This is a genomic window from Catenulispora sp. GP43, from assembly GCF_041260665.1.
In the GTDB taxonomy this organism is placed as follows: domain Bacteria; phylum Actinomycetota; class Actinomycetes; order Streptomycetales; family Catenulisporaceae; genus Catenulispora.
On record NZ_JBGCCT010000027.1, the window covers coordinates 116,032 to 127,311 of the forward strand.

At 72.0% G+C, this 11,280-nt stretch carries 9 protein-coding genes; 8 read left to right on the plus strand and 1 reads right to left on the minus strand.

Features of this window, described 5'->3' with window-relative positions; all coding sequences use genetic code 11:
* Positions 1-9 precede the first annotated feature (9 nt).
* From mreC to galT, 7 genes are all read left to right on the plus strand, one after another.
* Entirely contained in the window at positions 10-882 is an 873-nt protein-coding gene (mreC, locus tag ABH926_RS39720) for a rod shape-determining protein MreC (RefSeq protein ID WP_370371273.1), read from the plus strand.
* A gap of 32 nt (positions 883-914) precedes the next feature.
* The gene (gene mreD, locus ABH926_RS39725; protein ID WP_370371274.1) at positions 915-1,496 is read left to right on the plus strand and encodes a rod shape-determining protein MreD; all 582 of its coding nucleotides are present in this window, start codon (positions 915-917) and stop codon (positions 1,494-1,496) included.
* Positions 1,497-3,668 (plus strand): penicillin-binding protein 2, encoded by a 2,172-nt coding sequence (gene mrdA, locus ABH926_RS39730; RefSeq protein WP_370371276.1) that lies wholly within the window; start codon positions 1,497-1,499, stop codon positions 3,666-3,668.
* Between the two features lie 7 nt (positions 3,669-3,675).
* Positions 3,676-4,899, plus strand: a complete 1,224-nt coding sequence (gene rodA, locus ABH926_RS39735) for a rod shape-determining protein RodA (RefSeq protein ID WP_370371278.1) — start codon at positions 3,676-3,678, stop codon at positions 4,897-4,899.
* 93 nt (positions 4,900-4,992) lie between these two features.
* Positions 4,993-6,930: a TIGR03960 family B12-binding radical SAM protein gene (locus ABH926_RS39740; RefSeq protein WP_370371279.1), complete on the plus strand. Its 1,938-nt coding sequence runs from the start codon at positions 4,993-4,995 to the stop codon at positions 6,928-6,930.
* A gap of 106 nt (positions 6,931-7,036) precedes the next feature.
* Positions 7,037-8,293 carry a galactokinase gene (gene galK, locus ABH926_RS39745; protein ID WP_370371336.1) on the plus strand — a complete coding sequence of 419 codons (1,257 nt, stop codon included), beginning with the start codon at positions 7,037-7,039 and terminating at the stop codon, positions 8,291-8,293.
* Positions 8,294-8,308: 15 nt separating this feature from the next.
* A complete protein-coding gene (galT, locus tag ABH926_RS39750; protein ID WP_370371281.1) occupies positions 8,309-9,346 on the plus strand; it encodes a galactose-1-phosphate uridylyltransferase in 1,038 nt (345 codons plus the stop codon).
* On the opposite strand, the gene ABH926_RS39755 is transcribed toward galT, so the two are convergent.
* A complete protein-coding gene (locus ABH926_RS39755; RefSeq protein ID WP_370371283.1) occupies positions 9,343-9,906 on the minus strand; it encodes a helix-turn-helix domain-containing protein in 564 nt (187 codons plus the stop codon). The genes galT and ABH926_RS39755 overlap by 4 nt on opposite strands.
* A gap of 81 nt (positions 9,907-9,987) precedes the next feature.
* Here ABH926_RS39755 and ABH926_RS39760 point away from each other — a divergent pair, with 81 nt between their 5' ends.
* Positions 9,988-11,229 carry a benzoate/H(+) symporter BenE family transporter gene (locus tag ABH926_RS39760; protein ID WP_370371284.1) on the plus strand — a complete coding sequence of 414 codons (1,242 nt, stop codon included), beginning with the start codon at positions 9,988-9,990 and terminating at the stop codon, positions 11,227-11,229.
* Positions 11,230-11,280: the final 51 nt, after the last annotated feature.

The window sequence follows — 11,280 nt, forward strand, 5'->3', positions numbered from 1 at the left end:
TCCGGGAGCGTGCGTGACGACAAGCGGACGAGGCTGCTGCTGGCGGTGCTGCTGGCGGCGGCCTTCGCCATGATCACCGTGGACGCCCGGGGCGGGTCGCGCTCGCCGCTGCAGCCGCTGCGCGCCGGCGGCGAGGCGGTGTTCGGCCCGGTGGCGGACACGGTCTCGGCGGCCGAGCGGCCGGTGGGCGACTTCGTGCACGGCCTGGGCCACAGCAAGCAGGACAAGAAGGAGATCGCGCAGCTCAAGGCGCAGAACGCGGCGCTGCGCGTGCAGAGCGAGACCGCCGCCGACGCCCGGGCCCGGGCCGCCGAGCTCGACAAGCTGCTGCACGTCGCCACGGTCGGCGGCTACCGCACGATCCCGGCGCGGGTGATGTCCTTCGCCCCGCAGCAGCAGGGCACGTGGTCGGCGACCATCGACGCCGGGACGCTGGACGGGGTCAAGCCGGGGATGACCGTGCTCGACGGGGACGGCCTGGTCGGCCGGACCGTGGCCGTCGGCCGCGACACCGCGACCGTGCTGCTGGCCGACGACCCGCGCTTCACCGTCGGCGTGCGCACCCCCGGCACCGGCGGCGCCGGCGGCGGCGAGGTGGGCCTGGCGACCGGCGGCGGCGACGGCCGCTTCAGCGTGCAGTTCTTCGACCCCCAGGCCGACATCCCGCTCGGGACGCCGGTGCTGACCTTCGGCTCGGCCGGCGGCACCCCGTTCGTGCCCGGCGTGCCGCTGGGCACGGTGACCTCGGTGCAGCCCACGCCCGGCGCGATGACCCGCACCGCGGTGGTGAAGCCGTTCGTGGCCTACGACGGCCTGCAGACGGTCGGCGTCGTGGTGGAACCGCCGCGCAACGACCCGCGCGACGCGCTGGTGGCGCGCTGAACCCCGGCCCGACTTCGAAGAGAGTGTGACCTTTGAGACTCACCGGCTTCCTGGCCATGATCTGCGGCCTGGCCCTGGTGCTGGCGCTGCAGGACGCGCTGCTGTCCGCGGTGCACCTGCCGCTGGCCGCCCCGGACCTGCTGCTGGCCGTGGTCGCCGCGATCGGCTTCGCCCGCGGCGCGCGCTCCGGGCTGCTCGCCGGCTTCCTGCTCGGCCTGGCCGCGGACGTCTCGCCGCCGGCCGCGCACGCGATCGGCAGCCAGGCGTTCGTGCTCTGTCTGTCCGGCTATCTGGCCGGCCAGGTAGCCGGCGCGGTGCAGGGCACCGTCGTGCGGCCGATCCTGGTGGTCGCGTGCCTGGCCGCGATCTCGCCGGCGCTGTACGCCGGCCTGGAGTTCGCGGTCGGCAACGCCCAGTTCCACGGGGTGCCGGCCGCCGCCGCGGCGTCCGCGCTGTACACCGGCCTGCTCGCCCCGTTCGTCATCCCGGTGGTGGGCTTCGTGCTGGGCCGGGGCGAGTCCCGGGGCCTGCCCACCCAGCGCTCGCACAGCCGGCTGCCGGGCGTCAAGACCTTGAATCGCCGGACCTCGGCCGGCAGTACGCAGGTGTTGTAGATGACTTCGACGCAGAGCCGGCTCGCCGACCGGCGCCGCGCGCGGCTGATGGTGCTGCGGGTGCTGGTGCTCGCGCTGCTCGGGACGCTGGTCGCCCGGCTGTGGTACCTCCAGGTGCGCACCGGCCAGACGTTCCGCGACGCCGCCGCCGCGAACGACGTCCGCACCGTGATCACCCCGGCGGTGCGCGGCGACATCCTGGACGACCTCGGCCGCCCCCTGGTCGACAACAAGTCGGCGCTGACGCTGTCGGTCGACCGCAACACCCTGCTGGGCACCAGGGACCACGGCGTCTCGACGCTGGCCCGGCTGGCCTCGGTGCTGGGCACCACCCCGCAGACCATCTCCGACGAGATCCGGCCCTGTACCGCCAAGGTGCCCAAGCCCTGCTGGAACGGCTCGCTGCTACAGCCGGTCCCCATCGCGCGCAACGTCTCGGTGCAGCAGGCGCTCCAGGTCTCCGAGCAGCACGAGCTCTTCCCCGGCGTGACCGCGGGCCCGGACACCGTCCGCCGGTTCCCGGCGCCGTACAGCCTGAACGCCGCGCACATCCTGGGCTACCTGTCCCCGGTCACCGAGAACGAACTGGCCGCCGCCACCGCCAAGGGCGAGGTGATGCAGCGCTCGGACCTGGTCGGGCGGGCCGGCCTGGAGGAGAGCTACGACTCCTACCTGCGCGGCCAGGAGGGCGAGACCCAGGTCTCGGTGGACATCCTCGGGCACGCGCAGTCGACCCTGGCGACCAAGCCGCCGGTGAACGGCGACCACCTGGTGACCTCGATCGACGCCCGGATCCAGGCGATCGCCGAGCGCGAGCTGAACAACGCCGTGAGCCGGGCCCGCTCGCAGACCTCGCCGACCAACGGCCGGCCGTACGTCGCCGACTCGGCCGCCACGGTGGTGCTGGACGCCCGCACCGGCCGCGTGGTGGCGATGGCCAGCACGCCGACCTACGACCCCAACGTCTTCACCGGCGGCATCTCGCAGGCCGACTACTCCGCGCTGACCTCCGCCTCGGCCGGGACCCCGCTGCTGTCCCGAGCCTTCCAGGGCCAGTTCGCGCCGGGCTCCACGTTCAAGGCCGTGACCACCACCGCGATGCTCCAGGACGGCTTCGGCACCGGCACCTACGACTGCTCGCCGGCCTTCAAGATCGGCGGGCAGAGCTTCACCAACTTCGAGGGCGAAGCCTTCGGGCCGATCTCCCTGAAGCGCGCCATCGAGGTGTCCTGCGACACCGTCTTCTACGGCGTCGCCTACCAGATGTGGCTGCGCGACGGCGGGCTCAAGCCGATCGCGCATCCGCTGGAGCCCATCGCCACCATGGCGCACGCCTTCGGGCTCGGCGCCAAGACCGGCATCGACCTGCCGGGCGAGGCCAAGGGCGACATCCAGACCCGCGCTGAGAAGCAGGCGACCTGGAACAGCATGCACACCATCTGGTGCAAGCGGGCCAAGGACGGCTATCCCGAGCTGCTGGGCTCGGACCCGACGCGCGCGGCGTACCTGCAGGCGATCGCCAAGGAGAACTGCGTCGCCGGTTTCCAGTACCAGCCCGGCGACGCCGCGATCTCGGCCATCGGCCAGGGCGGCGACCTGGTGACGCCGCTGCAGCTGGCCCGGGTGTACGCGGCCGTGGCCAACGGCGGCATCCTCTACCAGCCGCAGATCGGGCGGGCGCTCATCTCCGCGGACGGCAAGGTGGACAAGGACCTGGCGCCGATCGTGACCCGCAAGCTCCCGGTGTCGGCCTCGACGCTGGCGTTCCTGCAGGACGCGCTGCACGGCACCTCGACCGAGGGCACCGCGGGCCCGGCCTTCGCGGGCTGGCCGGAGAGCCTGATCCCGACCTACGCCAAGACGGGAACCGCGGAAGTCTACGGAAAGCAGACCACGTCCTGCTTCGTCGCCTACGCCGGCACCGAGACCGGGCCGCGCTACGTCGTGGCGATGATGGTCTCCCAGGGTGGCACCGGTGTCGGGACGTCCGGACCGTCGGTGGAGGCGATCCTGGCCGCGCTGTTCGGCGTGGACATGGGGCATCCGAACCCCAACGGCACGCTGCCCACGGCGCTGCCGGTGGTGCGCCCCGACGGTCTGCTGCCGGCCCTGCCGCCGGCCACCACCCTGCCCACGCCCCCGCCGCCGTCGCCGTCCCCCACGAAGCAGTGAGCGCGCCGTGACCCTGAATCCCGCGATCAACAAGGGCCCGGCGGCGATGCCGGTGGCCGAGACCCGGCGCCGCTCCAGCCGGCTGCGCCGCTTCGACTGGACGCTGCTGGCCGCGGCGCTGGCGCTGTCGGTGTACGGCGCGATCCTGGTGTGGTCGGCCACCCGCGGGCGCACCAGCCTGACCGGCGGCGACCCGCAGTTCTTCCTCAAGCGGCACCTGATGAACCTGGCGATCGGCCTGGTCCTGATGATGTTGACCTCGGTGCTGTCCTACGCCTGGGTCCGCGCGGTCACTCCGGTGTTCTACGTGCTGGCACTGCTCGGGCTCGGCGCGGTGCTCAGCCCGCTGGGCTCCACGGTGAACGGCGCGAAGTCCTGGATCGAGCTCGGCGGCGGCTTCTCCATCCAGCCCGCCGAGTACGCCAAGGTGGCGGTGGTCCTGGGCCTGGCGGTGGTGCTGACGCTGCCGCCGACCAAGGGCGTGCTGTCCGGGATGTCCGAGCGGGACGACGCGGTCACCCCGCGCCGGATCGCCGGGGCCGGCCTGGTCGCCGGCCTGCCGACCGGCATCATCATGCTCCTGCCGGACCTGGGCTCGGCGATGGTGATCCTGGTCGCCACCGCCGGCCTGCTGGTCTTCGCCGGCACCAGCGGCCGCTGGCTGGCCGTGCTCGGCGCGGGCGCGGCGGTCGCCGCCGTGGCCGCCACCCAGCTGCACCTGCTGGCCCAGCACCAGGTCAACCGGTTCGCGGCGTTCGCCGACCCGCATCTGGACCCGCAGGGCGTCGGCTACAACACCGCCCAGGCCCGCCTGGCCATCGGCTCCGGGGGCGTGCTGGGCAAGGGGCTGTTCAACGGGACGCAGACCAACGGCCGCTACGTCCCCGAGCAGCAGACGGACTTCGTCTTCACGGTGGCCGGCGAGGAGTTGGGCTTCGTCGGCGGTGTGGTCCTCATCGCGCTTTTCGCGGTCCTGCTCCTGCGCGGCATCGCGATCGCCAGGCAGTGCGAGGACCTGTTCGGCATGCTGGTCTGCGCCGGCGTGGTCAGCTGGTTCGCGTTCGAGACCTTCGAGAACATCGGCATGACGCTGGGGATCATGCCGGTCGCGGGGATCCCGCTGCCGTTCGTCTCCTATGGCGGCTCGTCGATGTTCGCCAGCTTCATCGCGGTCGGGCTGGTGGAGAACGTGCGGCTGAGGTCCACGAGGCCGGCGATCACGGTGGAGTGAAGCGACGGATCGTCCTTCGGGCACGCGTTAGGCTGGATCTGCGGCGCCGTCAGCCCGCCACATCCCCTCCAAAGCCCGAGGACGAGTAATCCGATGCCAGTCGAATCCGTGTTCCCGCAGCTCGAAGCGGTCCTGCCGAGTGTGCAGAAGCCGATCCAGTACATCGGCGGCGAGCTCAACTCGACCGTCAAGGACTGGGACGCCTGCGACGTCCGCTGGGCCCTGATGTACCCCGACGCCTACGAGGTCGGCCTGCCCAACCAGGGCGTCATGATCCTCTACGAAGTGCTCAACGAGCGCGAGGGCGTGCTGGCCGAGCGGACCTACTCGGTGTGGCCGGACATGGAGAAGGCGATGCGGGAGCAGGGCATCCCGCAGTTCACCGTGGACGCGCACCGGCCGGTGAAGGACTTCGACGTGTTCGGCCTGTCCTTCTCCACCGAGCTCGGCTACACGAACATGCTGAACGCGCTGGACCTGGCCGGGATCCCGCTGGAGGCGAAGGACCGGACCGAGGAGCACCCGATCGTGCTGGCCGGCGGGCACGCCGCGTTCAACCCCGAGCCGATCGCCGAGTTCCTGGACGCCGCGGTGGTCGGCGACGGCGAGGGCGCGGTGCTGGCGATCACCGACCTCATCCGCGCCTGGAAGGCCGAGGGCCGTCCCGGCGGGCGCGAGGAGCTGCTGTTCCGCCTGGCCAAGACCGGCAACGTCTACGTGCCGCGGTTCTACGACGTCGAGTACCTGCCCGACGGCCGGATCCGCCGGGTCGCGCCGAACAAGCACGGCGTGCCCTTCCGCGTGGCCAAGCACACGGTCATGGACCTGGACGAGTGGCCCTACCCCAAGCAGCCGCTGGTCCCGCTGGCCGAGACCGTGCACGAGCGCATGTCGGTGGAGATCTTCCGCGGCTGCACCCGGGGCTGCCGCTTCTGCCAGGCCGGGATGATCACCCGCCCGGTCCGCGAGCGCTCCATCACCGGCATCGGCGAGATGGTCGAGGCGGGCCTGGCGGCCACCGGCTACGAGGAGGTCGGCCTGCTCTCGCTGTCCAGCGCCGACCACACCGAGATCGCCGACGTCGCCAAGGGCCTGGCCGACCGCTACGAGGGCACCAACACCTCGCTGTCCCTGCCCTCCACCCGGGTCGACGCCTTCAATATCGACCTGGCCAACGAGCTCTCGCGCAACGGCCGCCGCAGCGGCCTGACCTTCGCCCCGGAGGGCGGCAGCGAGCGCATGCGCAAGGTCATCAACAAGATGGTGACCGAGGAGGACCTGATCCGGACTGTCACCGCCGCCTACGGCGCCGGCTGGCGGCAGGTGAAGCTGTACTTCATGTGCGGTCTGCCCACCGAGACCGACGAGGACGTGCTGCAGATCGCCGACCTGGCCCGCAAGGTGATCCAGGCCGGCCGCGAGGCCTCCGGCACCCGGGACATCCGCTGCACGGTGTCCATCGGCGGGTTCGTGCCCAAGCCGCACACCCCGTTCCAGTGGGCCGGGCAGCTGGACGCCGAGAGTACCGACGCCCGCCTGGTGAAGCTGCGCGACGCGATCCGCGCCGACAAGAACTACGGCAAGGCCATCGGCTTCCGCTACCACGACGGCAAGCCCGGCGTCATCGAGGGCCTGCTCTCGCGCGGCGACCGGCGCGTCGGCAAGGTGATCCGCGAGGTCTGGGAGCGCGGCGGCCGGTTCGACGGCTGGAGCGAGCACTTCTCCTACCAGCGCTGGGCCGAGGCGGCCGCGGCCGCGCTCGCCGACACCCCGGTCGACCTGGCCTGGTACACCACCCGCGAGCGTGAGTACAACGAGGTCCTGCCCTGGGACCACATCGACTCCGGCCTGGACCGGGACTGGCTGTGGGAGGACTGGCAGGACGCGCTGGAGGCGGCCGAGGGTGGCGGCGCCGAGGTCGAGGACTGCCGCTGGACGCCCTGTTACGACTGTGGCGTGTGCCCGCAGATGGGGACCGAGATCCAGGTGGGACCGACCGGGGTGAAGCTGCTGCCGTTGACGGTGGTCTGAGCGGACATCGCCGCGGCGGCGCGCTTGTCGGGGCGATGATCTCACCGCTACTCTGACCTCACCAGATCCGAACAGAATCAAACGGATCACAACAGCTGGGGTGAGGGTGGCGGTGAGCCTCGACATGGGATCGGCCACGTCGGCCGTGGACAGCGCGCGAAGCGGATTCACCGAGCGGTTCGGCGGTGAGCCCGCCGGAGTGTGGGCCGCGCCGGGACGGGTGAACGTCATCGGCGAGCACACCGACTACAACGATGGCTTCGTACTTCCGATGGCCATCGACCGCGCCTGCTACGCCGCGGCCGCGCCCCGGCCGGACCGCGTCCTGCGCGTCCACGCGGCGCAGCTCGGCGAGACGGTCGAGATCTCGCTCGACGCGCTCGTCGGCCCGGCCTCGGCGGCCGACGCCCGCGGGGCCTCGGACCCGGACATGACGCCGCTGGCCGAGCCGGCGGTCACCGGCTGGGCCGGCTACCCGGTCGGCGTCGCGTGGATCCTGCAGCAGGGCGGATTCCCGGTCAGCGGCGCGGACGTGTACCTCACCAGCACGGTGCCGGTCGGCTCCGGGCTGTCCTCCTCCGCCGCGCTCGAGTGCGCGACCGCCCTCGCGCTGGCCGGCGTCTCAGGGTTCGAGCTCACCACCGCCGAGCTCGCGCGGCACACCCAGCGCGCGGAGAACATCTACGCCGGTGTGCCCTGCGGCCCGCTGGACCAGATGTCCTCGGCGTTCGGCCAGGACGGCTCGGTGCTGTTCATCGACACCCGCAGCGGCGAAGTCCGCCCGCAGCCCTTCGACCTGGCCGCCCAGGACGCACTGCTGCTGGTCATCGACACCCGGGTCTCGCACGCGCACGGCGAGAACGGCTACGCCGACCGCCGCTCGGCCTGCGAGCGCGCCGCAGAGTTCCTGGGTGTCCCGGCCCTGCGCGACATCCCGCTGTCCGGCCTGCCGGAGTCCTTCGCGAAGGTCTCAGTGGGCCTCGGCGAGACCTTCGCGCGGCGCCTGCGGCACGTGGTCACCGAGGACGCGCGCGTCGAGCAGTTCGTCGAGATCCTGCACCAGGAACCCCTGTCCCTGCCGCGCCTCGGGCACCGCATGATGCAGTCCCACGCCTCCCTGCGCGACGACTACGAGGTCAGCGCCCCCGAACTCGACCTGGCCGTGAGCACCGCCGTCGCAGCCGGCGCGCACGGCGCGCGGATGACCGGCGGCGGCTTCGGCGGCAGCGCCATCGCCCTGGTGGACCGCGACATCCTCGACGACGTCCAGAACGCCATCCTCGCCGCCTTCGCAGAGCACGGATACGCCGAGCCCCAGTTCTTCCCAGCCGTCGCCTCGGCCGGCGCGCACCGGATCCCCTGACGGAGACCTCGAACCATGGACCTCGATCTGACCAGGACCGTCACCAAGCTCTCGGACGGCAGGGAGCTGATCTACTACGACGAGACCCCCGGCCAGGACCGCTCCGCCGCCGACGAGCGCGATCTGCCGACCGTGTCCACCACCAGCGAACTGCGCCGCGACCCGCTGACCAACGAGATCACCGCCGTCGCCGGGCACCGGCAGGACCGCACCTTCCTGCCGGCCGCCGACCAGTGCCCGCTGGACCCCTCGCGCCCCGGCCACCTCAGCGAGATCCCGGCCGCCGACTACGACGTGGCGGTCTTCGAGAACCGCTTCCCCTCCCTGGCCGGCGACACCGGCCGCTGCGAGGTCGTGGTCTTCAGCGCCGAGCACGCCGCCTCCTTCGGCGCCCTGCCGGTCTCCCGCATCCGCCACATCGTCGACGTCTGGGCCGACCGCACCGCCGAACTGGCCGCCCGCCCCGGCATCGAGTACGTGTACTGCTTCGAGAACCGCGGCGTCGAGGTCGGCGTCACCCTGCACCACCCGCACGGCCAGATCTACGCGTTCACCTTCGTCCCGCCGCGCATGCAGAAGATGCTGGACGTCGCCACGGCCTACCACGAGAGCACCGGCGGCTGCGTGGCGTGCGACTCGCTGGCCGAGGAGAAGGCCGAGGGCTCCCGCATCATCACCGCCGGCGAGCACTTCACCGCCTACGTGCCCTACGCCGGACGCTGGCCGTTCCAGGTGGACATAGTCCCGAACCGCCACGTTCCCGACCTCCCGGAACTGACCCCCGCCGAGCGCGACGAACTGGCGGTGATCGGCAAGGACTGCGTACAGCGGCTCGACGCGCTGTTCGACGGCCCGATGCCGTACATCGGCTCGTGGTATCAGGCCCCGGTCAACGCCGGCCGTGCCGAGTCGCACCTGCGGTGGCAGCTCGCGTCACTGCGGCGCGCGCCGGGCAAGCTGAAGTACTTGGCCGGGACCGAATCCGGCGCGGGGGCGTTCATGAACGACATCCGGCCGGAGCGCGCGGCCGCGATGCTGCGCGGCGAGGACTAGCGGATCCTCGGGGTGCGGATCAGCAGGCTGGCGGAGACGGCTTCGTCGCCGATCGCGCGGTAGGTGTGCGGCACGTCCGCCTTCCACGAGGCGTGCTCGCCCGGCCCGATGGTGAGCAGCGCGCCGGGCGGGCCCACTTCCGAGGTCCCGGCGAAAACGGTGAGGTACTCGACCGTTCCCGGCGGATGCGCGGGGGAGAGCTGCTGGTAGCCGGGGCGGATGTGGAGACGGAAGAGCTCCGTGTCCGTATCCGCATCGGAGAAGGTCTCCAGGAGCGAGGCTGACACCGCGGTTCCATGGATCGTCTCCAGCGGTTTGTCGCCCTGCTGCTGCGGATCCGGGAGCAGCGCGCCGATCGGGACGCCGAGGCGGCCGGCGATCGCGTAGAGGGTTTCGATCGTGGGGTTGCCGCGCGAGCCGTCTTCCAGCCCGGACAGGGTCGCCTTGCCCACGCCGGCGTCGCGCGCTAGGGCCGACAGGCTCACATCGCGTTCGCGGCGCAGGCGCCGGACGCGTGCGCCGATTTGGGCGGCGAAGTCCGCTGTTGTGCCGTCTCCCACGTTCGCAACCTACACCTAGGGCGGAAGCGGACCGGGCCGGGCTGGTAGCTTGTTCCATATACGGAACAGTGGAGGTCCGTCGTGACTGTGGAGCAGATCGGCGAGGCCGAGGCCGCCGAGGAATCGGCTGAGGGGCTGGGCCCCACGTTCGGCGCGGGCGTCGTCACGGCGCTCGTCGGGTTCACCAGCTCGTTCGCCGTAGTCATCGCCGGACTGCGGGCGATCGGCGCCACGGAGCGCCAGGCGGCGTCGGGACTGCTGGTCCTCAGCGTCTCGATGGGTATCGCAGGGATCGTATTCAGCGCCCGCCACCGCATGCCGATCAGCATCGCCTGGTCCACCCCCGGCGCCGCCCTGCTCGTGAGCATCGGCGCGGGCCGCGCGCACGCCGGCCACGGCGGGGCGTCCGGCTACCGGGAAGCGCTGGGCGCGTTCGCGGTGGCGGGTCTGCTGACGGTGGTCACGGGCTTCTCGCGCACACTGACCCGCTGGATCGCGAGCATCCCGGCCCCGATCTCGGCCGCGATGCTGGCGGGCGTGATCGCGCCGATCTGCCTCGAGTCGGCGCAGGCGGCGGTCCGCCTGCCGAAGCTGGCCCTGCCGGCCATCGCGGTCTGGGTGCTCCTGGGCCGCTTCGCGAAGCGCTGGGCCACCCCCGCCGCCCTCGCCACGGCGTTCATCGGCCTGGCCCTCGACCCGTCCACCCGCGGGCACCTCACCGGAGGCCTGCTCCCGACCCTGACGGTCACCACCCCGAGCCTGCATATCGGAACCCTGATAAGCCTCGCCCTCCCGCTGTACCTGGTGACGATGGCATCCCAGAACCTCGCGGGCATCGCCGTCATGCGCAGCTACGGCTACGAACCCCCGATCCGCGAAGTCCTCATGGGCACCGGCGCCGCGACCACCCTCGGCGCCCCCTTCGGCGGCATCGCCATCAACTTCGCCGCCATCACCGCCGCCCTGGCCGCCAGCCCCGACGCGCACCGCGACCCCCGCCACCGCTGGATCGCCGCCACGACGGCGGGCGCGCTGTACGTCCTGCTCGGGCTCGGCGCGGCAGCGGCGACGGCACTGCTCATAGCGGCACCGCCACTGTTGATCGAAGGCGTCGCGGGCCTCGCCCTCCTGCCGGCCCTCGGCGGCGCACTGACAACGGCCCTCACCGATACGCGCTACCGCGAACCGGCGACAGCGGCCTTCGTCACCACGGCATCGGGAGTCACGGTGGTGGGCGTCGGAGCGGCCTTCTGGGGGCTGCTTGTAGGCATGGCATTGCTGGCCGCGTCCCAGTTCAAGAGCCGTGAAGTGAACAACGCGTGACCGAAGGCAATCAACACCTTGCGCAGGGTGGACCCCAAGACCCCTGATGGA